At 70.5% G+C, this 26,753-nt stretch carries 27 protein-coding genes; 11 read left to right on the top strand and 16 right to left on the bottom strand.

The features are described from left to right. The first annotated feature begins 26 nt into the window (after positions 1-26). Positions 27-242, top strand: coding sequence for a winged helix DNA-binding protein (locus JOD54_RS06185; RefSeq protein WP_204449612.1), 216 nt, complete (start codon positions 27-29; stop codon positions 240-242). Here the strand turns inward: JOD54_RS06185 and JOD54_RS06180 are convergent. Continuing rightward, positions 217-1,155, bottom strand: coding sequence for an alpha/beta fold hydrolase (locus tag JOD54_RS06180; RefSeq protein ID WP_204449611.1), 939 nt, complete (start codon positions 1,153-1,155; stop codon positions 217-219). The two genes, JOD54_RS06185 and JOD54_RS06180, sit on opposite strands and share 26 nt — an antisense overlap. Before the next feature lie 63 nt (positions 1,156-1,218). Between JOD54_RS06180 and JOD54_RS06175 the strand changes: the two genes are divergently transcribed. Next, entirely contained in the window at positions 1,219-2,166 is a 948-nt protein-coding gene (locus JOD54_RS06175; protein WP_204449610.1) for a helix-turn-helix transcriptional regulator, read from the top strand. 4 nt (positions 2,167-2,170) lie between these two features. Here the strand turns inward: JOD54_RS06175 and dnaB are convergent, their stop codons facing one another. The 6 genes from dnaB to JOD54_RS06145 form a co-directional block, all read right to left on the bottom strand. Continuing rightward, entirely contained in the window at positions 2,171-3,544 is a 1,374-nt protein-coding gene (gene dnaB, locus JOD54_RS06170) for a replicative DNA helicase (protein ID WP_204449609.1), read from the bottom strand. Positions 3,545-3,983: 439 nt separating this feature from the next. After that, positions 3,984-4,439: a 50S ribosomal protein L9 gene (gene rplI, locus JOD54_RS06165; protein ID WP_204449608.1), complete on the bottom strand. Its 456-nt coding sequence runs from the start codon at positions 4,437-4,439 to the stop codon at positions 3,984-3,986. Positions 4,440-4,455: 16 nt separating this feature from the next. Beyond that, entirely contained in the window at positions 4,456-4,704 is a 249-nt protein-coding gene (gene rpsR / locus JOD54_RS06160) for a 30S ribosomal protein S18 (RefSeq protein WP_054053205.1), read from the bottom strand. Positions 4,705-4,760: 56 nt separating this feature from the next. After that, positions 4,761-5,288, bottom strand: coding sequence for a single-stranded DNA-binding protein (locus JOD54_RS06155; protein ID WP_204449607.1), 528 nt, complete (start codon positions 5,286-5,288; stop codon positions 4,761-4,763). A 2-nt stretch (positions 5,289-5,290) separates the two neighbouring features. Next, a complete protein-coding gene (gene rpsF / locus JOD54_RS06150) occupies positions 5,291-5,581 on the bottom strand; it encodes a 30S ribosomal protein S6 (RefSeq protein ID WP_204449606.1) in 291 nt (96 codons plus the stop codon). 116 nt (positions 5,582-5,697) lie between these two features. Next, positions 5,698-6,690 (bottom strand): hypothetical protein, encoded by a 993-nt coding sequence (locus JOD54_RS06145; protein ID WP_204449605.1) that lies wholly within the window; start codon positions 6,688-6,690, stop codon positions 5,698-5,700. A gap of 206 nt (positions 6,691-6,896) precedes the next feature. Here JOD54_RS06145 and JOD54_RS06140 point away from each other — a divergent pair, with 206 nt between their 5' ends. Genes JOD54_RS06140 through JOD54_RS06130 form a run of 3 tightly spaced genes read left to right on the top strand, consistent with a single transcriptional unit; the run spans position 6,897 to position 9,477 of the window. After that, positions 6,897-7,667, top strand: a complete 771-nt coding sequence (locus tag JOD54_RS06140) for a deoxyribonuclease IV (RefSeq protein ID WP_204449604.1) — start codon at positions 6,897-6,899, stop codon at positions 7,665-7,667. Next, positions 7,664-9,091, top strand: coding sequence for a glycosyltransferase family 87 protein (locus JOD54_RS06135; protein WP_372440269.1), 1,428 nt, complete (start codon positions 7,664-7,666; stop codon positions 9,089-9,091). Before JOD54_RS06140 ends, JOD54_RS06135 begins: the two co-directional genes overlap by 4 nt. Next, entirely contained in the window at positions 9,088-9,477 is a 390-nt protein-coding gene (locus tag JOD54_RS06130) for a DUF3052 family protein (RefSeq protein WP_204449603.1), read from the top strand. The genes JOD54_RS06135 and JOD54_RS06130 overlap by 4 nt, the downstream gene beginning before the upstream one ends. On the opposite strand, the gene rarD is transcribed toward JOD54_RS06130, so the two are convergent. Together rarD and JOD54_RS06120 are read right to left on the bottom strand one after the other, a co-directional pair. Continuing rightward, a complete protein-coding gene (gene rarD / locus JOD54_RS06125) occupies positions 9,474-10,382 on the bottom strand; it encodes an EamA family transporter RarD (protein ID WP_204449602.1) in 909 nt (302 codons plus the stop codon). The genes JOD54_RS06130 and rarD overlap by 4 nt on opposite strands. A 43-nt stretch (positions 10,383-10,425) precedes the next feature. After that, a complete protein-coding gene (locus tag JOD54_RS06120) occupies positions 10,426-11,361 on the bottom strand; it encodes an AraC family transcriptional regulator (protein WP_204449601.1) in 936 nt (311 codons plus the stop codon). A gap of 59 nt (positions 11,362-11,420) precedes the next feature. On the opposite strand from JOD54_RS06120, the gene JOD54_RS06115 reads away from it, so the two are divergent. Beyond that, entirely contained in the window at positions 11,421-12,269 is an 849-nt protein-coding gene (locus JOD54_RS06115) for an NAD-dependent epimerase/dehydratase family protein (RefSeq protein ID WP_204449600.1), read from the top strand. 20 nt (positions 12,270-12,289) lie between these two features. Continuing rightward, on the top strand, positions 12,290-13,615 hold the full coding sequence (locus JOD54_RS06110; RefSeq protein ID WP_204449599.1) for an amidohydrolase family protein: 1,326 nt from the start codon (positions 12,290-12,292) through the stop codon (positions 13,613-13,615). Here JOD54_RS06110 and JOD54_RS06105 read toward each other — a convergent pair. The 6 genes from JOD54_RS06105 to JOD54_RS06080 all read right to left on the bottom strand — a co-directional run bounded on the left by JOD54_RS06105 (position 13,599) and on the right by JOD54_RS06080 (position 20,124). After that, entirely contained in the window at positions 13,599-14,585 is a 987-nt protein-coding gene (locus tag JOD54_RS06105) for a WXG100 family type VII secretion target (protein WP_204449598.1), read from the bottom strand. The two genes, JOD54_RS06110 and JOD54_RS06105, sit on opposite strands and share 17 nt — an antisense overlap. Positions 14,586-14,627: 42 nt before the next feature. Continuing rightward, positions 14,628-14,765: a hypothetical protein gene (locus JOD54_RS06100; protein WP_204449597.1), complete on the bottom strand. Its 138-nt coding sequence runs from the start codon at positions 14,763-14,765 to the stop codon at positions 14,628-14,630. A 642-nt stretch (positions 14,766-15,407) separates the two neighbouring features. After that, a complete protein-coding gene (locus JOD54_RS06095; protein WP_204449596.1) occupies positions 15,408-16,076 on the bottom strand; it encodes an SDR family oxidoreductase in 669 nt (222 codons plus the stop codon). Between the two features lie 59 nt (positions 16,077-16,135). Continuing rightward, positions 16,136-18,208 (bottom strand): PhoX family protein, encoded by a 2,073-nt coding sequence (locus JOD54_RS06090; protein WP_204449595.1) that lies wholly within the window; start codon positions 18,206-18,208, stop codon positions 16,136-16,138. Positions 18,209-18,412: 204 nt separating this feature from the next. Then, positions 18,413-19,504, bottom strand: a complete 1,092-nt coding sequence (locus JOD54_RS06085) for an inositol-3-phosphate synthase (RefSeq protein WP_204449594.1) — start codon at positions 19,502-19,504, stop codon at positions 18,413-18,415. 77 nt (positions 19,505-19,581) lie between these two features. Beyond that, entirely contained in the window at positions 19,582-20,124 is a 543-nt protein-coding gene (locus tag JOD54_RS06080) for a PadR family transcriptional regulator (protein WP_204449593.1), read from the bottom strand. 272 nt (positions 20,125-20,396) lie between these two features. Between JOD54_RS06080 and JOD54_RS06075 the strand changes: the two genes are divergently transcribed. The 4 genes from JOD54_RS06075 (at position 20,397) to JOD54_RS06060 (ending at position 25,602) form a co-directional block, all read left to right on the top strand. Beyond that, complete coding sequence (locus JOD54_RS06075; RefSeq protein ID WP_204449592.1) at positions 20,397-20,792, top strand: DUF5318 domain-containing protein; 396 nt, start codon at positions 20,397-20,399, stop codon at positions 20,790-20,792. A gap of 279 nt (positions 20,793-21,071) precedes the next feature. Then, on the top strand, positions 21,072-21,341 hold the full coding sequence (locus tag JOD54_RS34960) for a hypothetical protein (protein WP_204449591.1): 270 nt from the start codon (positions 21,072-21,074) through the stop codon (positions 21,339-21,341). After that, positions 21,341-23,758: a transglycosylase domain-containing protein gene (locus JOD54_RS06065; RefSeq protein ID WP_204449590.1), complete on the top strand. Its 2,418-nt coding sequence runs from the start codon at positions 21,341-21,343 to the stop codon at positions 23,756-23,758. The genes JOD54_RS34960 and JOD54_RS06065 overlap by 1 nt, the downstream gene beginning before the upstream one ends. Before the next feature lie 260 nt (positions 23,759-24,018). Beyond that, positions 24,019-25,602 (top strand): glycosyltransferase family 87 protein, encoded by a 1,584-nt coding sequence (locus JOD54_RS06060; protein ID WP_204456111.1) that lies wholly within the window; start codon positions 24,019-24,021, stop codon positions 25,600-25,602. Here JOD54_RS06060 and JOD54_RS06055 read toward each other — a convergent pair. Next, positions 25,599-26,747 carry a nitric oxide synthase oxygenase gene (locus tag JOD54_RS06055; protein ID WP_307859861.1) on the bottom strand — a complete coding sequence of 383 codons (1,149 nt, stop codon included), beginning with the start codon at positions 26,745-26,747 and terminating at the stop codon, positions 25,599-25,601. The two genes, JOD54_RS06060 and JOD54_RS06055, sit on opposite strands and share 4 nt — an antisense overlap. Positions 26,748-26,753 lie beyond the last annotated feature (6 nt).

Genomic DNA, 26,753 nt, shown 5'->3' with positions numbered 1-26,753 from the left:
ACCGTGGTGAGGCCAGCGAGTTGTCGGTGGACCAGCTGCGGGCCAGCAGGCTGGCCGCGCGTGCCCTTGCCGAAGGGCTGGCTCACCGGACCCCCGACCAATCCGACACCCGCCGGGTGCTCCTGGCACTGACACCCGAGGGCGAGGAGGACCGCGACACCTTCGCCGCCCTCCTCGCCACGTTCGTCGACGCCTACACCGGAGTCGTCCGGGCCACTACGCGGACTGCTCCAACCACTTGAGGATCGCCCTGGTCGTCTCCTCCGGCCGCTCCTGCTGGATCCAGTGACCGCTGTCCAGGCTGATCACCTCGACGTTCGGCACGAACTGCGCCAGCCGCTCGGACTTCGCCACCGGGTCGCGGTCGCCGTAGATCATGAGCGCTGGCTGGTGGACGATCGGGTCCACCTCGGCGAGCAGGTGCCAGTTGCGGTCGAGGTTGCGGTACCAGTTGATGCCGCCGGTGAACCCCGACTCCTCGAACGCGGCGACGTACACAGCCAGGTCGCCGTCGCTCATCATGGGATCGCCCAGCGCTGTTCCCGCCCGCGCGAGATCGATCAGCGCCATGCCCGGCCCAGGCGCTGTGAGGGGCTCGTTCTTCCGGTAGAGGTTGCCGAGGAACTGGGCGGTGTTCGCCTCGAACACGGCGTCCGCGACCCCCGGCTGCCGGTTGAAGTGGACGAAGTAGAAGTCGCCGCCGAGCACCTCTTCCATGAACTCGATCCACGGCTTCTCGCCGCGCTCCTGGTACGGCAGGCTGAGGTTGATCAGCTTCTGGACGCGGTGCGGGTGCAGCAGCGCCATGGCCCAGACGACCATCGCACCCCAGTCGTGGCCGATGAAGGTGGCGTCCTCGTAGCCGTAGTGGTCGAGGAGCGCGGCGAGGTCGCCGGTCAGGTGCTCGATGTCGTACGCCGCCACCTCGGCCGGGCGGGACGAGTTGCCATACCCCCGCTGGTTCGGGGCGATGACGTGGTACCCCGATGCGACGAGGGCGGGCATCTGGTGGCGCCAGGTGAAGGCGAGGTCAGGCCAGCCGTGGCAGAGCACGACGGGCTTCCCGGCGTTGTGCCGACCCGCTTCGAAGACTTCGAGCTCAACACCGTTGACGGCGATGGTGGTGGGCTCGGGGAACTCGGTCTGTGAGGTCATGGCGCCATGGTGCAGAGGTAAACAGGACAGCTCATGACCGGTTTGCGTGCGACTGTTGACGACATGCGAACCGACCGGTTGGTGGCCATCCTCCTCATGCTGCAGCGGCGCGAGCAGGTGACGGCCGCGGAGGTCGCCGAGGAACTGGAGATCAGCGAGCGCACCGCCCGCCGCGACCTCGACGCGCTGGCCATGGCCGGGGTGCCCGTCTACTCGACCCAGGGCCGGGGCGGCGGGTGGCGACTCGTCGGCGGTGCCCGCACCGACCTGTCCGGGTTGACCGCGAGCGAGGCCCGCGCCCTGTTCCTGGTCGCGGGCCAGGCGTCCACCGCGACACCCGCCGTGAAAGCGGCGCTGCGCAAACTCGTCCACGCCCTGCCGGAACCCTTCCGCGTGCAGGCGGAGGCAGCCGCGTCGTCGCTGGTCGTGGACCCGCAGCGGTGGGGTGCCAACCGGTACGACCGCCGACCACCACCTTTCCTCGACGACCTCCAGGACGCGGTGATCCGCCGCGTCCAGGTGCGTCTCGGTTATGTCGACGGCAAGGGCGTCGAAACCGGGAGAACCGTCCACCCGCTGGGCATCGTCGCCAAAGGCCCGTCGTGGTACCTGATCTGCGACACCGAGGCGGGCAGGCGAACCTTCCGAATCGACCGCGTCTCATCGGTCGTGCTGACCGAAGATCCCGCGCACCGACCCGACGACTTCGACCTCGCCCAGAGCTGGCGCGAAATCGCCGACGAGGTCGACCGCAAGCGAACCCCGCTCGAAGCCCGAGCGGTGTGCCCGCCCCACGGGGTGAGCGTGCTCCGGATGGCACTCGGCGACCGGCTCGAGGTGGGCGGCCCCACCCCCGACGGCCGCATCGAGGTCGTGGTCCGCGGCCCCAACGAGCACATGCTCGCCGGTGAACTCGCCGGACTCGTCGACTGGATCGAGGTGACCGGCCCCCAGGGCGTGCGCGACCACCTGGCCGCGATCGGCAACACCCTGGTCGAGCGGTACGGCTGAGCGGTCAGCCCTGGGCGAGGTCGGCGAAGCGGCTGTAGTGGAGTTGGTGGGCGACGACGACGGTGGCGGTGGGGCCTGCTCGGTGCTTGGCGAGGATCAGGTCGGCCTCACCGGCGCGGGGGTCGTCGCGTTCCCAGGCGTCGGGGCGGTTGATCAGGATGACCATGTCCGCGTCCTGCTCCAGGGAGCCGGACTCACGCAGGTCGGAGAGCATCGGCCGCTTGTCGGTGCGCTGTTCGGGACCGCGGTTGAGCTGGCTGATCGCGATCACCGGGACCTCGATCTCCTTGGCCAGCAGCTTGAGCTGGCGGGAGAACTCGGAGACCTCCTGCTGGCGGGACTCCACGCGCTTGCCGGAGGTCATCAGCTGCAGGTAGTCGACCACCACGAGCTTGAGGTCGTGGCGCTGCTTGAGGCGCCTGGCCTTGGCGCGGATCTCCATCATGGTCATGTTCGGCGAGTCGTCGACGAACATCGGGGCCTCGCTGATCTCGCTCATCCGGCGGGCCAGGCGGGTCCAGTCGTCGTCGGTCATCCGGCCGCCGCGCATGTCGCCGAGGCGGATCTTGGCCTCGGCGGAGAGCATCCGCATGACGATCTCAGTGCGGCTCATCTCCAGGGAGAAGATGACGCTGGACATGCCGTGCTTGATGGAGCAGGAGCGGGCGAAGTCCAGGCCGAGGGTGGACTTGCCGACGCCGGGGCGGGCGGCGACGATGATCATCTGGCCGGGGTGCAGGCCGTTGGTGATCTCGTCGAGGTCGGCGAAGCCGGTGGGGATGCCCTGGGAGATGCCGCCGCGGGAGGCGATGGCGTCGATCTCGTCCATGGTCGGCTGCAGCAGTTCCTCGAGCGCGACGTAGTCCTCGCTCATGCTGCGCTCGGTGACCTCGTAGATCGAGGCCTGCGCGCGGTCGACGATCTCGGTGACGTCCGCGCCCTCGGCACCCTGGTAGCCCAGCTGCACGATCCGGGTCCCGGCCTCGACCAGCCTGCGGAGGATGGCCTTCTCGGCGACGATCTCCGCGTAGTACCCGGCGTTGGCCGCGGTGGGCACGATCGAGATCAGCGTGTGCAGGTACGGGGCGCCGCCGACCTTGCGCAGCTCACCGCGGCGTTCGAGCTCGGCGGAGACGGTGATCGGGTCGGCTGGCTCGCCGCGGCCGTACAGGTCGAGCACCGTGTCGTAGATGATCTGGTTCTTCGGCATGTAGAAGTCATCCGGGCTCAGCGCCTCGATGACATCGGCGATGGCGTCCTTGGACAGCATCATGCCGCCCAACACGCTCTGCTCCGCCCGCAGGTCCTGTGGGGGCTTTCGGTCCATCCCGTGCTCGCCGGGCTCCGGCGGCAGGGAGAGGTCGTCGGCGAGCGCCACGGATCTGCCCCTCCTGAGAAGACTTCGGTCCGGTGCGGACCTTAGGTCGGCGGTACGACATTCGGGTGGTGGTCGACCACCGCGCGCCGGGCCGCCAGGCGAAGCTAGGACCCCCGAACGGCCTCTTGCAAACCACGGTGGGGACGGTCCTGTGGACAACCTGGGGATGAGCGCGGTCAGCTGAGCACAGGTACCCGACGGGGTGTGGACAACCTGGGGACAGGTGTCCGGCTTGTTGAGAAAAGCCCAGCTCAGAGCCTGTGTACAACTTGTGGAGAAATTGCTCGGCCGGTTCTTCGGCGTGTCGCGCGATCGTCGCTTTTCGGCGTGTCGCGACAGCGTTCGCTCGGCAGGGTGACCACGACCTGTGGACAACTGCGCAGACGCAGAACCGCCCCACTCAGCGTGACCGAGCGGGGCGGTTCTGCGTGCGGACGAGTCAGCTCGCGGCGGCGACGTGCACCGTGAACGCGGCGGTGACATCGGGGTGCAGGCGGACACTCACCGAGTGCTTGCCCACGGTCTTGATGTGGCCCGCGACCTCGACGGCGCGCTTGTCGAGGACCGGCCCACCGGCGGCCTTGACCGCGGCGACGATGTCGGCGGTGGTGATCGAGCCGAACAGCTTGCCCGACCCCGCGGCGGCCTTGGCCTTGAGCGGGACGCTGCCCAGCGCGGTCAGCGCGGCCTTGACCTCCTTGGCGTGGTCGAGGTTGCGGATCCGGCTGGCCTCCTGCGCCCGGCGGATGACCTGGACCTGCTTCTCGGCGCCCTTGGTCGCCAGGATGGCGAAGCCGCGCGGCAGCAGGTAGTTGCGGCCGTAGCCGTCCTTGACCTCGACGAGGTCACCGGGGCCACCCAGGCCGCTGACGTCGGTGGTGAGGATGAGCTTCATGGTCGTCCCCTCCTGGTCAGCGGGCGGTCGAGGTGTACGGGAGCAGAGCGACCTCGCGGGCGTTCTTCACCGCGATGGCGACGTCACGCTGGTGCTGGCTGCAGTTGCCGGTCACCCGACGCGCGCGGATCTTGCCGCGGTCGGAGATGTACTTGCGCAGCAGCGTGGTGTCCTTGTAGTCAATGTTGACCGGACGGTCCTTCTTCACGTCTTTGCAGAAGACGCAGACCTTCTTCTTCGGCTTGCGAATCGGTGGCTTGGCCACGGTGAAACTCCTGAGTGGTATGTCGAGAAAGCGTCTGGGTTGGGTGCGTTACCCGGTCAGAACGGCGGTTCGTCGTTGAAGCCGCCGCCGCCACCTGCGGGCGGAGCGGAGCCCCACGGGTCGTCGGGCGGTGCGGACGGGCCGTTGTAGCCACCGCCACCACCACCGGAGCGCCCGCCGCCACCGCCACCGCCGAAGCCACCGCCGTCACCGGAACCCCGGCTGACCTTGTTGACCTTCGCGGTCGCGTAGCGCAGGGACGGGCCGACCTCGTCGACCTCGAGCTCCATGACGGTGCGCTTCTCGCCCTCGCGGGTCTCGAACGAGCGCTGCTTGAGGCGGCCGGTGACCAGCACGCGGGAGCCCCTGGTCAGCGACTCGGCGACGTTCTCCGCCGCCTGGCGCCAGATGTTGCAGCGCAGGAACAGCGCCTCGCCGTCCTTCCACTCGCCGGACTGGCGGTCGAAGGTGCGCGGGGTGGAGGCCACCGTGAAGCTGGCGACGGCGGCACCCGAGGGGGTGAACCGCAGCTCGGGGTCCGCGGTCAGGTTGCCGACGACCGTGATGATCGTGTCCCCTGCCATGGTCAGGCGTTCTCGCGCCGCATGACCTTGGTCCGCAGCACGGACTCCTGCAGCGACAGCTGGCGGTCGAGCTCCTTGACCGCGTCCGGCTCGGCGTTGACGTCGAGCACGGCGTAGATGCCCTCGCTGTGCTTCTTGATCTCGAACGACAACCGGCGCTTGCCCCAGATGTCGACCTTCTCAACGTTGCCACCCGACGTGCGGATGACGTTGAGGAACGTGTCGAGCGACGGCGCGACCGTGCGCTCGTCGAGTGTGGGGTCGAGGATGACCATGACCTCGTAATGACGCATGAAGACCACTCACCTCCTGTGGACTCGGCGGCCACGGACGATCCGTGGCAGGAGGGTCTTTAGCGGACGCAGCGTAACAGCTCCCCGCTCACGTCCCGCGCAGCACCCAGCTGCGGTCAGGCGGGGGTGCGGCGCAGGACCCAGGTGCGGACCAGCGCGGCGGTGACCCCCGAGAGGGCCAGTACGGCGAGCAGCACCGGTAGTCCGACACCGCGGCTGTTCGGGGCGTCGAGGGCTTCGGCGTGGCCCGCTGCTTGGACGCCGTCGGCGTCGCCGGTGCCGAGGATGCCGAACTGGGGGGCGTACCCGGGGATGGAGCCGCCGTAGCGGATGCCGGGTGAGGGGGAGAACAGGCCTGCTTGGGCGTAGGGGACGCCCGAGTAGTCGGACATCGGGGAGCGGCCTAGGGCCAGGCCGGAGCCGTAGAGGGGCAGGCTTCCCGGGTTGATGCCGCCGACCACCGAGGTGTTCGGGCCGCCGGGTGTCCCGGGTGGGGTCTGCGGGTTGCCCCCGGTGCCGGGCGACGGGTTGGTGCCGGGCTTGTTCGGGACGCCGGGGGTGCCGGGGACCAGGGGTAGGGCCGCGGCGCCCTTCTCGACCGCGCCCGCGACCGCACCCGCGCCGTCCTGGATGGGCGCTGTGACGGTGTTGACCACGGTCACCGTGATGGCGCAGCCGGTGGTCAGGGCGCCTTGGACGCCGGAGACGATGCCGGTGAGTGCTTGGCCGATCAGGGGGACCTTGGAGATCGCGTCTTTGATCTGCGGTACCGCCGCGGACGCGATGGTGGTGCCGGAGATCGTCGAGTTCGCCGCCGGGATGACGCCGAGCGGGATGTTGCCCATGGAGGTGACCGCGCTGCGGACCCCGCCGGACAGCGTTGGGCCTAAGAGCGGGACGGCGTTGACCACGCGCAAGACCGGGTCGAGGACCGCGGTCGGGCTCAGCGAGATCGGGGTGCCCGGCGCGCCTTGGATGGTGGTCGCGCAGCTGCCGACCACGATCGGCGGGGCGGCCGCGGCCGTGCCTGCGCCCGCCAGCACACCGGCGGCCGTGCCACCGATGATCAGCACGAGCCCGGTCGCGTAGAACTTGCCACGCCGTCGCATGAAGATCCTCCGAATACCGGCGAGTAGCTTCACTGGGAGACAACGACTGTAACCCGACATGGTGACGTGCTGGCGATGGGTTTCCACGAAAGTGCTTCGCGTTAGCCCGGTTGGAGCAGACGGGCCGGTCGGGGGCCCACCGGGACGCTGATTCACCGACCACCGAGGGGTCCCACGGTCGGAGTCGACGACTACCCTTTCCGGCCATGAGCATCGGTGCCCACGTCCGCGATGACGACCCGCTCGACGCAGCGCGCGAACGCGGCGCCGACGTGGTGCAGTTCTTCCTCGCCGACCCGCAGGACTGGAAGGCGCCCAAGCCGCACCCCAAGACCGACGAGCTGCTCGCGACCGACCTCACCCTGTTCGTGCACTCGCCCTACGTGGTCAACCTGGCGTCGACGAACAACCGGATCCGGATCCCCTCCCGCAAGCTGATCACCCAGCACGCCGACGCAGCGGCCAAGGTCGGCGCGAAGGGCCTGGTGGTGCACGGCGGGCACGTCAACAAGGCCGAGGACCCGCAGGTCGGCATCGACAACTGGCGCAAGTTCTTCGAGCGCCAGCACGCCGAGGGCGGCTTCGGCGTGCCGATCCTGATCGAGAACACCGCGGGCGGCGACAACGCCATGGCCCGCCGGTTCGACGTGCTGGCCCGGCTCTGGGACGCCGTCGCCGAGTTCGGCGCGGGCTTCTGCCTCGACACCTGCCACGCCTTCGCCGCTGGTGAGGACCTGGTCGGCATCGTCGACCGGGTCAAGGCGATCACCGGCCGGATCGACCTGGTGCACCTCAACAGCTCCCGCGACGAGTTCGGCTCGGCGCGCGACCGGCACGACAACATCGCCACCGGCACCATCGACGCCGACCAGCTGGTCGAGGTGGTCGCCGCGGCGGGCGCCCCGGTCGTGGTCGAGACGCCCGCCGAGGGCCAAGCCGCGGATATCGCGTTCCTGCGTGAGGCGCTCGGACGGTGAGCACCGTGCCCGCTGGCGTCACCGCCGCCGCACCGGCAGGCGAGCCGGAGGGCACCCCGGCGCGGCTGGGGGGCGGCACCGCCGCGCGGTTGGGCCGGGGCGCGCTCGCGGTGCTCGTGCTGCTGTGCGGGGTCACCCTGCTGCTCGGGTTCGCGAACAAGGACCGCTGCACCGGCCCGCAGTTCGACACCTGGGGCCGCAGCCAGCCGGACTTCGACGAGCGCAAGTACGCCGACGTCTGCTACTCCGACATCCAGTACCTGTGGATCGGCCGCGATGTCGACCGGCACGTGTTCCCGTACGTGCACGGCAAGATCTCCGCGACCGGCGAGCTCTCGGGCGGCACCGTCGAGTACCCGGTCCTGACCGGGCTGCTCATCTGGGCGGGCGCGCTGCTCGTGCACACCGACGCCGGGTTCTTGCTGGCGTCCGCCCTGCTCATGGCGCCGTTCGGACTGCTGACCGCGTGGCTGCTCGGCAGGCTGTCGCGCTGGCGAGCGCTCTTGTGGGCCGTGTCGCCACCGCTGGTCATGTACGCCTTCCACAACTGGGAGCTACCGGTTGTGGCCTGCGCGGTCGCTGCCGTCTATGTCGTGCACCGCGGTTGGGGTTCGCGGGGTGTGGACCGTCCTCTAGTGCAGCGCGCGACTCTTAGCGCAGTGCTGCTCGGCCTCGGGTTCGCGTTCAAGCTCTATCCGGCCATCTTTGTGCTGCCGCTGATGCTCTACGTGCTCACCGGCGGCCGCGGCGGTCGAGAGCTGCCCACCGGTAAGACCCGCGATATCGCCGGGATGGTGCGGGTCGCTCTGGTCGCCATGGGCACGGCGATCGCGGTGAACCTGCCGTTCGCCATCGCCGGGCGCGAGGGCTGGCTGGCGTCGTTCGTCTTCCAGGGGCAGCGCAAGGCCGACATCACCGCGAACTCGATCTGGTTCTGGGCGCTGCGGCCGGACTCGGACCCGCAGAACGTCACCGTGCACGAGTACATCGGGATCATGTCCCCGCTGCTGGTGTTCGCCTCGTTCGCCGTGGCCTGCGTGATCGGCTGGATCCGGTTTCAGCGCGAGGGCACCTACCCGTGGATCGCGGTGTCGGCGGCCATGCTGTGCGGCTTCCTGCTGCTGCACAAGGTCCACTCGCCGCAGTACACGCTGTGGCTGGTGCCGATGTTCGTGCTGCTGAACCTGCGCTGGGGCTGGATCGCCGCGTACTGCGTCGCGGACCTGGCGATGGGGATCGGCATCTTCCTCTGGTTCGCCCAGATCGCGGCCCGGCAGCCGTCGGGCATCTACGAGGGCTTCGCCGCGCAGGCGGTGATGATCGGCGTCTGGGGTCGGGCCGCGTTGCTGGTCGGCATGTTCATCGCGTTCCTCAGCGCGAAGGACACCGTCGACGAACCGGTGCCCAGTCCGGCCCGGACGTGACAGCCGGGTACTCGGGCAAGCCGCTGGCCCAGAAGCTGGGCGTGAAGGCGGAGTCCAGGGTGCTCGTGTCCGGCGCGCCTGCCGGGTTCGACCTCGGCGCGCCCCACCACAGTCGCGCGGGCCGCGAGCCTTACGACGTGGTGCTGCTGTTCTGCCCGTGGACCGCCGACCTGGTGCGCGGCTGGGCGCCGTCGGTGGCGCGGCTCAAGGTGGACGGCGCGCTGTGGGTGGCCTGGCCGAAGAAGGCCGCGAAGGTGCCGACCGACCTGGACGAGAACGGGGTCCGGGGGCACGCGCTGGCCAACGGCCTTGTCGACGTGAAGGTGTGCGCGGTCGACGCGGTGTGGTCGGGGTTGAAGCTGGTCCGCAGGCTGGTCGACCGCTAGACCAGTTCCGGCTCCGGCTGGGCCACCCGCCGCGCCCCGACCCGGCGCCGGGTGAGCAGCGACTCGGTGGTGATGATGATCAGCGCCAGCCAGACCAGGCCGAAGCCGACCCAGCGGGCGGTGGTCATGTGCTCGTGGAAGATCAGCAGGCCGATGGCGAACTGGATGATCGGCACGAAGTACTGCAGCAGGCCCAGCGTGGTCATCGGGACCTTGGTCGCCGCGGCGCCGAACAGCAGCAGCGGGATGGCGGTGATCAGGCCGGTGCCCGCCAGGAGCACGGCGTTGAGCCAGCCCGCGTGGCCGAACGTGCCGCCGCCGGTGCTGTGGGTGAACACCAGGAACCCGAACGCGAGCGGGGTGAGGATCGCCGTCTCCAGCGCCAGGCCCTCGCTCGAGCCGACGTCGGCCTTCTTCTTCATCAGGCCGTAGGTGCCGAAGGAGAACGCCAGGGTCAGTGCGATCCACGGCAGCCTGCCGTAGTCGAAGGTCAGCTCCACTACGGCGGCGAACGCGACCGCGAGGCCGATCCACTGCGCGGGCCGCAGCCGCTCGCCCATGAACACCACGCCTAGGGCGATGGTGACCAGGGGGTTGATGAAGTAGCCCAGGGCGGTCTCGACCACCTGGTTGCTGTTGACGCCGTAGATGTACATGCCCCAGTTGAGGCCGATGGTCAGCGCGCCGACGGAGATGAAGCCGAGCTTGCGCCGGTTGATCGCGCGCAGGTGCTGCCAGCGCTTGCCGACCAGCAGGATCGCCGCGACGACGACCAGCGACCAGCAGATCCGGTGGGCCAGGATCTCCACCGGGGTGGCCGGGGCGAGCAGCGGCCAGTACAGCGGGAAGAAGCCCCACGCGAGGTAGGCGAAGAACCCGAACCAGAAGCCCTGCCGACTCGCCATGCGCGGGCCTCCGATCATCCTATGTATTGCCGCAGTGTTTCACCTAGACAGCGTCCTCGGGCAAGTGGGTATTCCGGTAGCGCCCCGGTGGCGAGCCGGTGACCCGGCGAAACGCCGCGCTGAAGGCGAACTCGCTGGCGTACCCGACCGCCGCCGCGACCTGCGCGACCGACCGCTCCGGGTGCTCCAGCAGCATCGCCTTCGCCAGGTCCATCCGCCAGCGGGCCAGGTGCGCCCCCGGCCCCTCCCCGACCAGCTCCCGGAACCGCGGCGCGAACGCGGCCCGGCTCATCCCCGCGACCCGAGCCAGGCCCGCGACCGTCCAGCCGCGGGCGGGCTCGGTGTAGATCGCCGCCAACGCCCGCCCGACCCGACCGTCGGCCAGCGCCGCCCGCCACGCCCCCGACTCGGCGGGCCGGGCCAGCTCGACCCGGATGACCTGCAAGAGCACCAACTCGATCAACCGGGCCGCGATCACCTCGGTCGCGGGGCGGCGTTCCCGGATCTCGTCCCTGAGCGCGTCGAGGAGGGCTTCGAAGCTGGGCAGGCTCGACGGAAGGTGCACCACCGGCGGTAGCGCTCGGAGGAGGAGGGAGCGTCCAGCGCCCTCTATGGTCAGCTCCGCACAAAGCAGCACAGTGCGTGTGCCGTCCCCACCGTGCCGCCGGTACACCGCGAGCTCGCCTTCGCTCGGCCAGTCCGGCTCCGCCACAACGTCCGCACCCGGGTGGTTGCGCAGAGTGTGGGACGCGCTGTGGAGCACCAAGAGGTCGCCGACCGCGAGAGGGCTGTCGTCCACCCACAGGTCCCCTTGGAGCAAGAGGTGCATCGAGACGGTGTCCCGCTGCGCCAGCCGGACACCCCACGGTGCACCCAGCTCGACCCGCCCGAACCTGGCCACGCCGATGCGGACCTGCCGCAGCAGCGTCGACAACACGTCCCCTGGACCGTCGCGCATGAAGCCTGGACCCCCGAGCATTCCCGCCACCCACACCTGATTCCTACGTTTGGTCTACCACCAGAACGGGAGAGACCACAGTGGACTTCTTCGTCACCGGGGCGAGCGGGTACATCGGATCCGCGCTCACCAGGACCCTCATCGCCCGCGGCCACCGCGTCCGCGGCCTGGCCCGCACCCCGCTCGCCGAGGCCGTCGTGCGCGGCCACGGCGCCGAGCCGGTCCTCGCGGACCTGACCGACCTCGACACGCTGGCCGCTGCCGCGGCGGGCGGCGACGGGGTCGTGCACACCGCCGCAACCGAGACCGCCGACCGCGCCGAGGTCGACCGGGCCGCCGTGACCGCCATGCTGGGCGCGATGAGCGGCGGCGTGTTCGTCACGACCACGGGGGCGCCGCGGGCCAGGTCCTCGCGGACGCCGGTGACCGAAGACGACACCGCCGCTGTCGAAGGGCCGCTGGCTTGGCTGGCCGAGGCGGAGGCGCGGGTGCTGGACTCGCACGTCCGCGGGGTCGTCGTCCGCCCGCCGATGGTCTACGGCGACGGCGGCGGGCCGGTGCTGAGGCTGGTCGCCCAGGCCGCGGCCGACGGGGTGGCCAGGTACATCGGCGACGGCCAGAACCGCTGGTCGACGGTGCACGTCCGCGACCTCGCGCTCGCCTACGCTGCGCTGCTGGAGTCCACGGCGAGCGGCGCGTTCCACGTCGCCGACGGGCACCTGTCCCTGGTCGAACTCATGACCGCCGTCGGCGCCGCCGCGGCTGTCCCGGTCGCCGCGTGGTCGCTGGACGAGGCCACCGCCGCGCACGGCTGGGGCGCGGGTTTCCTGGCCGCGGACGCCGTGCTCGACACCGCGCGGATCCGGGCGCTGGGCTGGTCACCCACGATCGGGCGAGGTATCCAGGACGACCTGGTGTCGGCCGCCTGAGCGGCCGGCAAGATCCAGGCATGCCGCTGCGCCTGCACGCACCCGTGATCCTCCCGTGCGACCCCGACTGCACCGTGGTCCGCGACGCCGTCCTCGACATCGGGGACGACGGCCGGATCACCCACGTCGGTCCCGCCGCCGACGCGCCGCCGTCGGGTGGGCCGAGCAGGCAGGTGACCGGGATCCTGATGCCCGGGCTGGTCAACGCGCACGCGCACAGCCCGATGACCCTGCTGCGCGGCCTCGGCGGCGACCTGCCGCTGATGCGCTGGCTGACCGAGGTGATCTGGCCGACCGAGGCGCAGTTGACCCCGGACGACGTGTACGCGGGCATGGTGCTCGGGTCGCTGGAGATGCTGCGCGCGGGCGTGACGACCAGCGCGGAGATGTACTTCTACGGCGAGGAGCTGGTCAGGGCGGTGCTCGACACCGGGGCCAGGCTGGTGCTGGCGCCCGCGATCATCGACGCCCCCGGGTGGGACTGGGCCGCGCAGCTGGAGCAGACCAGCGCCTGGATCGACAACGACGGCCTGCGGTTCGGTCCCGGTGAGCGGATCGAGATCGGGTACGGGCCGCACTCCGCGTACACCCTGTCCCCCGACGCCTTGGCCCAGGTCGGGGCGGCGGCGCGGGAGCGGGGGGCGCTGGTGCAGATCCACGTGGCCGAGTCGCTGCCGGAGGACGTCGCGCAGCGGGCGGAGTACGGCACGGTCCCCGCCCTGCTCGACCAGGTCGGCCTCTTCGGCGGGCGGGTGCTCGCCGCGCACTCGGTGCACCTGTCGGACGCGGACATCAGCACCTTCGTCCGCCACCGCGTCGGCGTCGCCCACTGCCCCGGCTCCAACACCAAACTCGCCTCCGGCATCGCCCGCGTCGCCGACCTGCGTGCCGCGGGCGTCCCCCTCGGCCTGGGCACCGACGGCCCGGCCAGCAACGACGACCTGGACCTGTGGGAGGACGTCCGCCTCGCCGGGCTGCTCGCCCGGGTGTCCACCATGGACTCGACGGTGCTGCGCGCCGCAGACCTGCTGCTCATGGCCACCAGGGGCGGCGCGGCCGCACTGTCGCGTTCGGACATCGGCACCCTCGAACCCGGCGCCTGGGCCGACGTGGTCCACCTCGGCGTCGACGACCCGGCCTTCGCCGCGGGCACCGACATCGCCGACGAGCACCTGCTGTCCAACCTGGTCTGGGCGGCGGGTTCGCGAACCGTGCGGGACGTGTGGGTGGCCGGGACCCAGGTGGTCGCCGACACCGAGCCCACGACCGTGTCGATGCCCGACGCCCTGGCCAAAGCCAGAGCAGCGGCCTCCCGCCTCGTCCGGACTACTACTCCTTCTCGCTGAGCTCTTGCTGGCCCTTGGCGTAGCTCTCGTCCCAGTTCGCGCCTTCCTTGACGAACTCGGACCCCGCCGTGCGGCCGAGCGAGGGCAGTTTGAGCACGTCCGCGAACCCGTCGCGGCCGCGCGGTGCCATGAAGTCGTCGACCTTGTTCGCGACGTCCTTCGCGGTGCTGTTGCCGAACACGAGCTTGTCGCGGATCGCGCCGTTGGCCTTGGCGATGCCGTCCTCGATCTGCTTGACCGACGAGTAGTGCTTGCCGATCCCCTGGCCGACGCTCCTCGCTTTGCGGGCGATGGCGAGCGAGGCCTTGGCGAGCGCGTCGGAGATACCCTTGAGGTTGTCGAACTTGCGGACGGCCTGGGCGAGCTTCATCAGCAGCTTGCCGACCTTGCCGCCGATCTTGCCCGCGGTGGCGGCCGCCCTGGCCACGGCCCAGCCGGTGAACGCGGCCACCGAAGCGCCGAACGTGCACCAACTCGTCGCCAGTGCGGCGACGGCGGCGATGAGGAACTCCGCCACGACGTCGGCGATGATGTCCCGGATCACCCCGCGCACCGCGGCGACCAGCATGCCGGTCCGCCGCACGCCGTTCGCGACGGAATCCGCCGCCCCCTCCAGTGCTTTGACCTGCTCGGCCAGCGCGGCCGCCGCCGTGCGGTAGCCGTCGCCCGCTTGCCCCGTCCAGGTCGTGGTCTGACTGGTGGCGGCCTGGGCGTAGTCGCCGCCGAGCTTGCCGCACGCCTTGGCCACCGCACCCCAGGTCGCGGCGACGACGTTGATCGCACCGGGGTCGCCAGCGAGGTCGTCGAGCGGCTCCTTGAGGAACGACACGTGCTCGATCAACCACCCGATGCCCCCGCCGACGAGCGTGCCGAGCGGGTTCGCGATGAACCCGAGCGCGTCCAGCCCCACGGCGAGCCCGTCGAAGGCCCAGTCGCTGGGGTTGTTGAAGTCCTGGGCGCTCTTCCACACGCTGTCGACGATCCGCGCGCCGTCGGTGGCGTTGTCGGTCTGCTAGGAGGTCATCTCGTTGATCGAGTGCGCGCCGTCGGCGATGTCCAACCGCACCGGCACGCTGAAGATCTGGCCGGGGATCCCGTAGGTCTCGATGCCGAGCCCATGACCAGATGATTCCGAACGGGTCGTCGTCATCGCGGGCACCCGGTCGCCACGGCTTCTCGGGTTGCCCGGCCGCAGTGATCTCCGAGCGGAGGAAGTCCATGGCCGTCGTGCCGCCGATCAGCGGCTGGATGGTCGCTTTCCTCTGGCAGCCAGTTGGAACCGCCGCCGGGCGGATGGCTCCTCGAATCGAGAAATGACTGTCCATACCGGACCACCCTGGCCGCGTCCGCGTGCACCCGCGCGGCGATCAACCCGATCACGGCCCCGATCGCCACGGCGAACCCGGCCAACACCACCGGCGGCGGATCGACCAGCCAGACGTCGGCCAACCCCGGCCACGGCGACACGAAACCCTCGGTCCGCCGGGGTTGCGTCGAAGAACGGCATGGATGCCAGCCCTTCCGCCGCCGCGGTGCCGAGGCCGAGCCAGGCGTAGAGCCGCAACTGCCGGACCCGCCGGGTGATGGGAGTGGACTTCACGGCGGCCTTGGTCGCCTGCCAAGTTCAGTGCGCCGCTTTCCCAGCGCACTTCCGCCGTGCACCCGTGACCGACGCCCAGACCCCACCCGGCCAATGGGCTCGTGCTCGGTGCAGTTCACGACATTGGCTACCCCGACCTCTTCGGCGTCGACCGACCCCACCAGGGCATCGGTCAGCCGAATCGTCGTGGGACTAGCGGGGACGGATGATCACCTCGGTGGGATGGGCTTCCGGCGTCGCGAGGACGGCGGCTCGGATCGCGGCGGCAACCGAGTCGGGGGTGAGGTAGCGGTCGGGCTCGTAGGGGCCGCCCTCGTCGGTGCGGACTGTGCGTTGCATGGCCGTGTCGGTGCGGCCGGGGTAGATGGAGGTCACGCGGATGTCGGGTTCCTCGCCGCGCAGGACGTCGGCGTAGGCGCGTAGGGCGAACTTGCTCGCCGCGTACGGGCCCCAACCCGGGTGCGCGTTGCGGCCCGCGCCGGAGTTGACCAGGACCACGTGGCCGCGCGTCGCGCGCAGGGCGGGCAGCAACAGCCGGGTCAGTTCTACGGGGGCGATGACGTTGACCTCGTACATCTCGCGCCAGCGGGCAGCGGTGGCGTCGGCGAGGGGGCCGACGCGGGCGATGCCTGCCGAGTGGATCAGGACGTCCACTTCGGACAGATCGGCGACACCGGCGGCGAGCGCGTCGGCGTCGGTCAGCTCCACCGGCCAGGGGCGGGCGTCGGGGAGGTCGGCGGCCAAGGCTTCGAGCGCCGCCACGTCCCGGCCACCCAGGAGCAGGGTGTGCGTGGGGGCCAGTGCGCGGGCGGTGGCGGCGCCGATGCCGCGGGTGGCGCCGGTGATCAGGGCTAGGGGCATGCCGAAAACCTAGGGCCCGTGCGCAGCGGAAAGCGCACGGGCCCCAGGGGGAATCCGGTTTATTCGCCGATGCGGCAGCCGGACTTCCAGATGACCGCGACCGACGGGCGCGGCTGCGAGGTGCCGCCGTCGGGCCAGTGGGCCAGCGGGTTGTCGGCGCTCGCGCCGTCGAGCTCACCCGGGTGCTGCACCGACACCAGGATGAAGTCGTCCTCGATGACCGGGCCGCAGGTCTCGGCGCCGACCGGCACGGTGAGGAACTGCTTGACGTAACCGCGGTAGCGGCCCTCGACCGGCACCGCGAACAGGCCGTCGTTGGAGCCCAGCGCGTTGCCGTCGGTGGCGATCCACAGGTTGCCGTGGCGGTCGAAGGCGACGTTGTCCGGGCAGGAGATCGGGCTGACCTGCGTCTTGTCGTAGCCGCCGAAGTAGGTGTCCGCGGTGTTCGGGTCGCCGCAGACCAGCAGCAGCTTCCAGGAGAACGTGGTGGCGGTGTGGTCGCCCCGGCTCTCCTCCCACTCCAGGACGTGGCCGTGCTTGTTGCCGTTGCGCGGGTTGATCTCGGTCGGGCCCTCCTTGGCACCGGTCTTGCCGCGGTCGGTGTTGTTGGTCAGCGCGGCGTACACGCGGCCGTTGACCGGGTTGGGCTGCACGTCCTCCGGGCGGTCCATCTTGGTGGCGCCGACCTTGTCCGCGGCCAGGCGGGTGAAGACGTAGACCTCTTCGGCGGTGAAGCCGTCGACGAGGGACTTGGTGCCCGACACCAGCGGGATCCACTTGCCGGAGCCGTCGAAGGCGCCGTCGGCGGGCAGCTTGCCGGTGCCGTCGATCTCGGCGACCGGGCTGTCGCCGGTGAACTGCGCGACGTAGAGGGTGCCCTCGGTGAGCAGCTTCTTGTTGTGCGCGCGGGCCGACGGGCTGTTGCCCGGGCGGTAGCGGTCCTTGGAGACGAACTTGTAGATGTAGTCGAAGCGCTCGTCGTCACCCAGGTAGCACACGACGCGGCCGTCGCGGGCGATCTGGATGGTGGCGCCCTCGTGCTTGAACCGGCCGAGCGCGGTGTGCTTGACCGGCGCGGCGTTGGGCTCCAGCGGGTCGATCTCCACGATCCAGCCGTGCCGGTTGAACTCGTTGGGGTCCTTCGACAGGTCGAAGCGCGGGTCGAACCGCTCCCACTTGCGGGTGCTCTCGCCCTTGGGGGTGCCGTAGCGGGCGATGCGCGGCACGGCCACCGGGTCGGTGACCTTGTCACCGTTGCCGAAGTAGCCGTTGAAGTTCTCCTCGCCGGAGAGGATGGTGCCCCACGGGGTCACGCCACCGGCGCAGTTGCCGAACGAGCCGAGGATGCGGCGGCCGGTCGGGTCGGCGTTGGTGCGCAGGAACTGGCTGCCCGCGGCCGGGCCGACGACCTCGTACGGCGTGGTCACGGTGAACCGGCGGTTGTACTTGCGGTCGACCTTGGGGACGAGCTTGCCGCTGCGGCGCTCGCGGTCGACGCGCACCACGGAGAAGCCGTGCCCGGCCCAGCCGATCTTGACCTGCTCCTCGGTCGGGTTCGCCGAGGAGTAGCCCTTGAACATGAACGACTCGGTGGTGTACTCGTGGTTGGAGCCCATCAGGTACGAGTCGTGGTCGAGCGGGACCAAGCCGCAGAAGTCGTTGTTGTAGCCGAACTGCTTGGCCTGCGCGGCGGCGGTCTGGTTGTCGAAGTCGAAGGTCGGCGCGCCGGGCAGCACCGCGTCGCCCCAGCGGATCACGACGGCGTTCTGGTAGCCCTCGGGGGTGACGATCCGGTCCTCGCGGTTGGGCGCGACGGCGGTGAAGTCCAGGCCCTTGGGGCCGCGCGGGCGGCCGTGACCGCCGTGGCCACCGTGGTCGGGGTGCGCGGCGGCGGTACCGGCCAGCCCGGCGACACCGGCACCTGCGACGGCGAGCACCGCACCGGCCTTGAGCATGCCGCGGCGGCTGACGATGGAGCGGACCACGTCACCGAAGTACGCGTTGTCCGAGGTGTTGGGCGCCTCGTGCGAGCAGGCGTTCGCGCAGCGGTACTCGCAGGTGACCGCGGACCGGCCGAGCGGGTGGTTCGGGGGGAGCAGCGGCAGCGAGATCCGGCCGTCGGTGGTGGTCACGGAACCTCCGTGGTTGCGGACAGTCAGTGGGAACGGCGTGAACCTAGGAGCCCCAGTTCAGGTGGAGCGAACGTCCACGTGAACAGCGACTTAACAGATCAGCTTCCGCCCAGGTCTTCGCACTGCGCGACCAGATCGTGACCCCCTGCTGACGCGAAAGGGCCGCCACCCGAGAACGGATGGCGGCCCCTGCGAACGTTGCGGTTACCTCTCCACGTCGCCGCGGATGAAGGCTTCGACGGCCTCGAAGGCGTCGTCGTCGGCGTACTGCTCGGGTGGGGACTTCATGAAGTACGAGGACGCGGAGAGGATCGGGCCGCCGATGCCCCGGTCCAGGGCGATCTTGGCGGCGCGCACGGCGTCGATGATCACGCCTGCCGAGTTCGGCGAGTCCCAGACCTCGAGCTTGTACTCCAGGTTCAGCGGGGTGTCGCCGAAGGAGCGCCCCTCCAGCCGCACGTAGGCCCACTTGCGGTCGTCGAGCCACGGCACGTGGTCCGACGGGCCGATGTGCACGTCCGCCTTGGCCATCTCGTGCGGGATCTGCGAGGTCACCGACTGCGTCTTGGAGATCTTCTTCGACTGGAGCCGCTTGCGCTCCAGCATGTTCATGAAGTCCATGTTGCCGCCGAAGTTGAGCTGGTAGGTCCGCTGCAGCTCGACGCCGCGGTCCTCGAACAGCTTGGCCATCACCCGGTGCGTGATCGTGGCGCCGACCTGCGACTTGATGTCGTCGCCGACGATCGGCACGCCCGCCTCGGTGAACTTCGCCGCCCACTCCGGGTCGGAGGCGATGAACACCGGCAGCGCGTTGACGAAGGCGACGCCCGCGTCGATGGCGCACTGGGCGTAGAAGCGGTCCGCGTCCTCCGAGCCGACCGGCAGGTACGACACCAGCACGTCGACCTCGGCCTCGCGCAGCGCGGCGACCACGTCCACCGGCTCCTCGTCGGACTCGGTGATCATCTCCCGGTAGAACTCGCCGAGGCCGTCGAAGGTGTGCCCGCGGTGCACCGACACGCCCAGCGGCGGGACGTCGCAGATCTTGATCGTGTTGTTCTCGCTGGCCACGATGGCCTCGGACAGGTCGCGGCCGACCTTCTTGGCGTCGACGTCGAACGCGGCGACGAACTCGATGTCGCGCACGTGGTAGTCGCCGAACTGCACGTGCATGAGGCCCGGCACCCGCGTCGTCGGGTCGGCGTCGCGGTAGTAGTGCACGCCCTGCACAAGCGACGCCGCGCAGTTGCCGACGCCGACGATGGCCACCCGCACGCTCTGGCGGTTCTCGCCCATGCCGGTTCTCCTTCTCGTTTCCAGCCGCGCGTGGCGCGGGTCTGCTCGTCACAGGCGCCTGTCTGCCTGCCTGCGGGTCAATCCGGTGGGTCGCGCTGCTCGCTCTGCTCGCTGGCGATCAGCTCGTTGAGCCAGCGCACCTCGCGCTCGCTGGTCTCCAGGCCGAGCCGGTGCAGCTCCCGGGTGTAGCGGTCGATCTGCTCACCCGCGCGCGCCATCGACGAGCGCAGGCCCTCCCTGCGCTCCTCGACCCGGCGCCGCCTGCCCTCGAGGATGCGCATCCGCACCTCGGCCGGGGTCCTGGAGAAGAACGCCATGTGGACGCCGAAGCCCTCGTCGTCCCAGGTCTGCGGGCCCGCGTCGGCCAGCAGGTCCGCGAAGTGCTCCTTGCCCTCCGCGGTGAGCTTGTAGACCCGCTTGCCGCGCCTGCCCCACGACCGGTCGCCGTCGGGGGTCTCCTCGGCGATCCAACCCGAGCGCAGCAGCCGCCGCAGCGTCGGGTAGAGCGAGCCGTAGGAGAACGTCCGCAGCGTGCCGAGCAGGTCGTGCAAGCGCTTGCGCAGCTCGTAGCCGTGCATCGGGGCCTCGTGGAGCAACCCGAGGATCGCGAACTCGAGCACGGGGCACCCCCTTCCGCCAGGGCACGATGTCGGCCCCCACGATGTCGGGTCGACCTACTGACAAATTATATCGTGCCGATACATCGCGAGCTTGGCCAACGTGATCGCCTGTGTCAATCGCCACGTCCGGGCCCGTCACCCGTCCGGGTTCGCACGGACGGGGGTATCGGCGCCGGTCACGGCACACGCTGATCACGAATGGGGAGGGCGGCGCATGTCGACGCGACCAATCGGCTCACCGCCGTGATAACGCCGCCGCGTAGGCTGTCGTCGTGCGAACGCAGCGGCAGGTGGTCGACTACGCGTTGCAGCGCAGGTCGCTGCTCGCGGAGGTCTACTCGGGTCGCGTCGGCACCAACGAGGTGTGCGACGCCAACCCGTACCTGCTGCGCGCCGCGAAGTTCCACGGCCAGCCGACCGAGGTGACCTGCCCGGTCTGCCGGAAGGAACACCTGACCAACGTCAGCTGGGTGTACGGGGACGAGCTCAAGCACGCCTCCGGCTCGGCCCGCGCGCCGGAGGAGTTGGCGCGGATGGCGGCGGTGTTCGAGGAGTTCTCCGTCTACACCGTCGAAGTTTGTCGAACCTGCTCGTGGAACCACCTGGTGCAGTCGTACGTCCTGGGTACCGGGGGGATCCCCACCCGTAGGAGGACGGCAGCCGAGTGAGGTGCTTTGCGTGACCATGTCCCCCGCGAGCACCTGTGCGTTGCCGCGCGTGACCACCGAACGACGTCCCGCCCCGGGATGCCGGTCTGGGAGGCTTTTTCGTGAACGACCACAGTGACCAGCGCCGACGGCCGGAGCCGCAGTGGCCGACCGGCGACGAGCCGGACGCGGGCCGCGCCAAGGCGGGGCAACCCGCCGGTCAGTCCGAGGAGCGCACCGGATTCTGGAGCCCGCTCTGGGAGGACGACGGCGACGGCGGGCAGCAGGACAACCGCGGCGGTGGCCGCCAGGACGCGCCAGCCGGTCGCGGTCAAGCGGGCCCCGGTCCGGGTGGTCCCGCGCCGACGGGAGCCCCCGGCGGTCGCGGGCCCGGCCGCCCCGGCCCTGGTGGGCCCGGTCAAGGTGCACCCGGTGGGCCTGGTCCGGTCGGTGGTCCCGGCGGTCGCGGGCCTGGTGGGCCTGGCCCCGGTCAGCGCGGCCCCGGTGGGCCTGGTGGCCCCGGCGGTCCTGGTCCTGGCGGGCCCGGCCCGGCGGGACCCACGGCGGTGATGGGCGTCCCCGGTGGTCCGCGCAGGCCCGGTGGTCCCGGCCCGGCCGACCCGACCATGGCCATGGCGAGGCCGGGGGCCGGTGCCGACCCGAACCGCTCCGCCGACCAGACCGTCGCGATCGGCCCCGGCGGGCGACCCGGTCCCGGCGAGGCGCCGACGGTGTTCATGACCAAGGCGCCCGGTCAGGGCCAGGTCCGGTCCGAGCCGCAGCTGCTGACCCACCGCGAGCCCGAGTTGGAGGAGGGCTACGCCGACGGTCCCGACGACGAGGACACCGGTCCGACCGAAGAGGAACTGCGCGCCATGCGCAAGAAGAAGATCTGGCGGCGGGTGCGGCGCACGATCTACGTCGCCGCGGCCCTGATGATCATCGGTCCGATCCTGGCCTTCTTCATCACCTACCAGCTCGTCGACGTGGACAACCCGGAGGACGTGGCGGCCAGCCAGGCCAAGGTCGTCACCCTGCTCTACAACAACGGCGAGGAGATGTCGAAGATCGCCGGGTCCGGCGCGAACCGGGTGATGCTCAAGCCGGAGGACATCCCCGACGACATCAAGCACGCCGTCTACGCGGCCGAGGACCAGACCTTCGAGACCAACTCCGGGTTCGACATCGGCGGCATCATGCGCGCGGTGTGGAACAACGCCACCGGTGGCGGCGGCGGTGGTTCGACGATCAGCCAGCAGTACATCAAGCAGGCCAGCGGCAACGACGACCCCACGCTCTCCCGCAAGTGGGTCGAGGTCGTGAAGGCCTACAAGATGAACAAGACCTACGACAAGAAGTACATCATCACCGCGTACCTCAACACGGTGTACTTCGGCCGGGGCGCCTACGGTATTGCCGCCGCGGCGAAGGCCTACTACGGCGTCGACGACCTGCGCCAGGTCACCCGCCCGCAGGCGGCGCTGCTCGCGGGCATGATCCAGACCCCGGCCAAGTCGAAGCTGCCGGAGTACCAGCAGCGGCGCTACGACTACGTCTCCGGCCGGATGGTGGAGAACGGCTGGATGTCGCAGGAGGAGAAGGCCTCGGCGGCCTTCCCGACCCCGCTCGACCCCGAGGCCAACAAGCAGGCCGCGCTGACCGGGCCGCGGGCGAAGATCCCGTTCCTGGTGGCCGCGGAGCTGGAGGACCTCGGCTACGACGAGGCGCGGCTCAAGCAGAACGGCTACAAGATCACCACGACCATCGACCCCCGCGCGCAGCAGCTGCTGGAGGAGTCGGTCAGCCAGGTGATGGCCAACCAGCCCGCGAACATGCACATGGGCACGGTCGCGGTCGACCCGAAGACCGGCGGGATCCTCGCCTACTACCCCGGCAGCGACCCCAACGGCACGAACTGGGCCAACATCAAGCAGGAACCGGGGTCGGCGTTCAAGCCGTTCGACCTGGTCGGGCTGCTGAAGATGGGCAAGGGCCTGCAGGAGATGTACGACAGCACGCCCAAGAGCTTCGGCGGGTCGAAGGTCGTCAAGAACGCGAGCAAGCCCGGTTGCGGTGAGTGCACGGTCGCCCAGGCCATGAAGGAGTCGCTGAACGTGGTGTTCAGCGACATGGTCTACAACGACGTGAAACCGGCGGGCGTGGCCGAGGCGGCCAAGGAAGCGGGCATCACCGCGGACCTGTCCAAGGCGCTCGACCTCAACATCGCCATCGGCGGTGGCATGACCCGGGTCAGCGCCAGGGACATGGCTGGCGCGTACGCGACCTTCGCCTCCGGCGGCGTGCGCAGGCCGACGCACCTGGTCGCCAAGATCGAGTACCCGGACGGCGCCACCGCCTGGGAGGCCTCCGGCGAGCCCTCCTACGCCGAGAGCCTGGCGTTCGACCCGAACAACCCGGACAACAACGCCAAGATCGCCCGCAACGTCACCGAGTCGCTGCTGCCGATCCCGAAGTCCTCGAAGATCGAGTGCGCCAAGGACCGGCCGTGCGCGGGCAAGACCGGCACCCACCAGTACACCAACCCGCAGGGCGTGGAGACCGCCGACAACGCGAAGGCGTGGATGGTCGGCTACACCCCGCAGGTGTCGGTCGCGGTGGCGCTGAGCGCGGAGAGCGGCGCGCCGCTCAAGGACGCGGGCGGCAAGACGGTCTACGGCTCCGGCCTGCCGGGCAAGGTCTGGCAGAAGTTCATGAACGCCTACCTCGCGGACGCGCCGAAGGAGAACTTCCCCCGGTTCGTGGCCATCGGTGAGGCGGAGAAGCCGACCCAGACCAGCGAGTCCAAGCCGAAGCCGACGGAGAACACCCCGCCGACCACGACAACGGACGTGCCGCCGCCGGTGGTCACCACGACCACCGAAACCGAGGACCCGGACCCGTCGGCCACCACGACCAGGACGCGGCCGACGAAACCGACACCACCCAACCCGACCGGGACCGACGTCCCACTACCGGGCAACAACTAGCGGTCCAGGGCCGCGGACCACCTGGTCCGCGGCCCTGGGTCGTTCCTGGGGTCCACCAGGAGTTTCGAGCCCCGAGACACCTGCTCGCGAACGGGCGCGCCAGGGCGTTTTCCGCCCGCCGCCCTACCCCGTCCGCACACCGAAGGCCGTAGCATCGCCGCGTGCCAGGCGATCCAGAGCGGCCAGACGAGGCCGAGCGACCGGTAGCGACCGGGTCAGAGCCGTCGGCTGAGCCCGGAGCCGCAGGCGAGTCCCCGGTCATGGTCGTACCCACCGGCGGCCAGGTGGCCGACACCGCGACGCTCAGCGAGCAGGAGCGGGTGCGCCCGTCCTGGTCCGAGTCGATCGGCAGGGGCGCGACCGGTCCCATCGGCGGCCCGCTCGGCAAGCACGCCGTGGTGGGCAGGCACTGGTTCTGGACCCCGCTGCGGGTGGCGCTGCTGCTCGCGGTGGTCGGGCTGGCGCTGGGCTGGTTCACCAAGGCCGCCTGCGTGCAGCAGTACAACTCCGGCGAGAAGCTCGAACTGGACTGGCGGTCCAACCGGCCGTTCGTGGCGATGTGCTACTCCGACATCGTCCCGCTCTACACCGCCGAGCGGCTGGACAAACCGGACACCTTCCCCTACAAGACGTCCTGGTACGACGACGAGGGCAAGCCCACCCAGCAGCTGCGGTACATGGAGTACCCGGTGCTGACCGGCATGTTCCAGTGGGTCAACGCCAAGCTGACCCACGGGTACGTGGAGCTCGCCGCGCAGGGGTGGTTGCCCACGGCGCTGCCGGTGGTCATCTACTTCACGATCAGCGCGCTGTGGCTGTCCATCGCGTGGTTGATCACCATCTGGACGACCGGTCGAACGGCCCGACATAGACCGTGGGACGTCGCCTTCATCGCGTTGTCCCCGCTGGTGGCGGTGCACGCGTTCACCAACTTCGACACCCTGGCCACCGCGTTCGCCGCGGCCGCCCTGCTGGCCTGGTCGCGCAAGCGGACCGGGATGGCGGGCATCCTCATCGGACTCGGCGCCGCGGCGAAGCTGTACCCGGCGTTCCTGCTCGGTCCGCTGCTGATCCTGTGCCTGCGCTCGGGCAAGATGCGCGACTGGTGGAGCACCGCCGGTCTGGCCGCGTTCACCTGGGGGATCTGCAACGCCTGGTTGATCATCCCGGAGCAGTACCGGCAGGGCTGGTGGGAGTTCTTCCGGCGCAACTCCGAGCGCGGCGCCGACCCGGACTCGATCTACAACGTGCTGATGAAGTTCACCGGCTGGGAGGGCTTCGACGGCCAAGTGCCCTTCGGCGAGTCGCCGACCTGGCTGAACCTGGTCAGCGCGCTGCTGTTCGTGGCCTGCTGCGTGGGCATCGGGTTCATCGGGCTGCACGCCAAGACCCGGCCCAGGGTCGCGCAGCTGTCGTTCCTGGTGGTGGCCGCGTTCCTGCTGACCAACAAGGTGTGGAGCCCGCAGTACAGCCTGTGGCTGGTCCCGCTGGCGATCCTGGCGCTGCCCAGGTGGAAGTTGCTGCTGGCCTGGATGACCATCGACGCCCTGGTCTGGGTGCCGCGGATGATGTACTACCTGGGCGAGAGCAACAAGGGCCTGCCGGAGGAGTGGTTCCTCGGCACGGTGGTGCTGCGCGACCTGGCCGTGGTGCTGATCTGCGTGATCATCATCCGCGAGATCTACCACCCCGAGCGCGACCTGGCCCGCCGCTTCCCCGGCGACGACCCCGCGGGCGGTGTGCTCGAGGGCGCGCCGGACAAGGTGGTCATCGCGCCGAGGAAGGCACCCACCCCGCCGCCCGCCGACCCGGCCCAGGAGCGGGAACCGGTACCGACCGCCTAGCGGACGAAGGCCGGGCGGTCCCCGTGGTCGCCCGCGGGCAGGTAGACATCGGCCGAGTGCTCGATGCTCACGCCCGCCTTGTCGAAGGAGTGCAGGACCGCGCGGTTGAGCTCCAGCGCCGCGCGGTCGCGCCAGAGGGTGCGCTCGCGGGAGGTGTCGAGCCCGAGCCGCTCGGCGACCGCCGCGGCGAGCCCGTAGGCGGCGTCCTCGCCGAGGACGTCCTCACCGATGGCGCGGCAGATGTAGACGCCGTTGTAGGGCGCGGCCGGGTAGTCGATGCCGCCGATGCTCAGCCGGGTGTTGGCGATGACCGGCACCGCGTGCCAGCGCAGACCGAGTTCGGCGAACCAGGGCAGCTCGGGGTGCGTCAGCCGGACTTCGAGCACGGCGTCGCGCGGGATCGGGAACAGCCGAACGCCGTCGGTACCGGACTCGATCACCAGCGGCAGCAGGTCGAACCGGCCGCGCGGGGTCGGCGGGCGCCAGCCGAGCTTGCAGACGCCGGTGGTGAAGTCGACGTACCTGCGGTCACCGAGCACGTGCGACGGCTCGCGGTACCCGGCGTAGCGGACCAGTTGGTCGTTGCGGATGCGCGGGCCGGGCCGCCACGGCGAGTCCGGCGCGAACACGCTGACCACCGGCCGGATGCTGCCGCCGCCCGCGGCCATCCGCAGGTGCCGGAAGCACTCGGCGGCGACGTCGGCCGCGGTGCGCACCTCGCGCAGGTCGCGGACCAGCAACCCGCGCCACGGGATGCTCTCCGGGCACCAGCCGCTCTCGCGCAACGCCAGCCGGGCACCGTAGGCGAGCTCGGCCGGGGTGTGCCGGTAGGTGCACGTCGCGGCGATCTCGGCGCGGACCTTGGCCAGCCGGGCGTCGATCGGGCCCGCCTTGGGCCGCGCCTCGTGGAAAGCGCGCAGGAACCGCTCGGCCGCGTCGTAGAGCGGCGTCGCCGTCGACCGGGCGGGCGGGATCCGGGTCGGCGGGGCCACCGGGGTGGTGACCACGGTGGGCGGCTCGGGCACCGCGGTCGCGGCGAAGGCGACCGGGCCGGACTGGGCGGGTGCGCCCGTCGGGGCTGGCGCGGTGAGCGGCGCGGTGGTGCGGGCTACGGTCGGGGCGGGCTCGTCGCGCAGGGCGGTCACATCACT

This window comes from Actinokineospora baliensis (assembly GCF_016907695.1).
Classification (GTDB): domain Bacteria; phylum Actinomycetota; class Actinomycetes; order Mycobacteriales; family Pseudonocardiaceae; genus Actinokineospora; species Actinokineospora baliensis.
The sequence above is the reverse complement of the archived record's forward strand: the minus strand, read 5'-3'. Positions and strand labels throughout refer to the sequence as shown.

Bases quoted from the DNA above. Each gene is read 5' to 3' on its own strand.
- JOD54_RS06180 (WP_204449611.1), bottom strand. From the start codon at position 1,155: ATGACCTCACAGACCGAGTTCCCCGAGCCCACCACCATCGCCGTCAAC.
- JOD54_RS06175 (WP_204449610.1), top strand. From the start codon at position 1,219: ATGCGAACCGACCGGTTGGTGGCCATCCTCCTCATGCTGCAGCGGCGC.
- rplI (WP_204449608.1), bottom strand. From the start codon at position 4,439: ATGAAGCTCATCCTCACCACCGACGTCAGCGGCCTGGGTGGCCCCGGT.
- JOD54_RS06155 (WP_204449607.1), bottom strand. From the start codon at position 5,288: ATGGCAGGGGACACGATCATCACGGTCGTCGGCAACCTGACCGCGGAC.
- rpsF (WP_204449606.1), bottom strand. From the start codon at position 5,581: ATGCGTCATTACGAGGTCATGGTCATCCTCGACCCCACACTCGACGAG.
- JOD54_RS06145 (WP_204449605.1), bottom strand. From the start codon at position 6,690: ATGCGACGGCGTGGCAAGTTCTACGCGACCGGGCTCGTGCTGATCATC.
- JOD54_RS06140 (WP_204449604.1), top strand. From the start codon at position 6,897: ATGAGCATCGGTGCCCACGTCCGCGATGACGACCCGCTCGACGCAGCG.
- rarD (WP_204449602.1), bottom strand. From the start codon at position 10,382: ATGGCGAGTCGGCAGGGCTTCTGGTTCGGGTTCTTCGCCTACCTCGCG.
- JOD54_RS06120 (WP_204449601.1), bottom strand. From the start codon at position 11,361: ATGCTCGGGGGTCCAGGCTTCATGCGCGACGGTCCAGGGGACGTGTTG.
- JOD54_RS06110 (WP_204449599.1), top strand. From the start codon at position 12,290: ATGCCGCTGCGCCTGCACGCACCCGTGATCCTCCCGTGCGACCCCGAC.
- JOD54_RS06100 (WP_204449597.1), bottom strand. From the start codon at position 14,765: ATGACGACGACCCGTTCGGAATCATCTGGTCATGGGCTCGGCATCGAG.
- JOD54_RS06095 (WP_204449596.1), bottom strand. From the start codon at position 16,076: ATGCCCCTAGCCCTGATCACCGGCGCCACCCGCGGCATCGGCGCCGCC.
- JOD54_RS06085 (WP_204449594.1), bottom strand. From the start codon at position 19,504: ATGGGCGAGAACCGCCAGAGCGTGCGGGTGGCCATCGTCGGCGTCGGC.
- JOD54_RS06065 (WP_204449590.1), top strand. From the start codon at position 21,341: ATGGGCGTCCCCGGTGGTCCGCGCAGGCCCGGTGGTCCCGGCCCGGCC.
- JOD54_RS06060 (WP_204456111.1), top strand. From the start codon at position 24,019: ATGGTCGTACCCACCGGCGGCCAGGTGGCCGACACCGCGACGCTCAGC.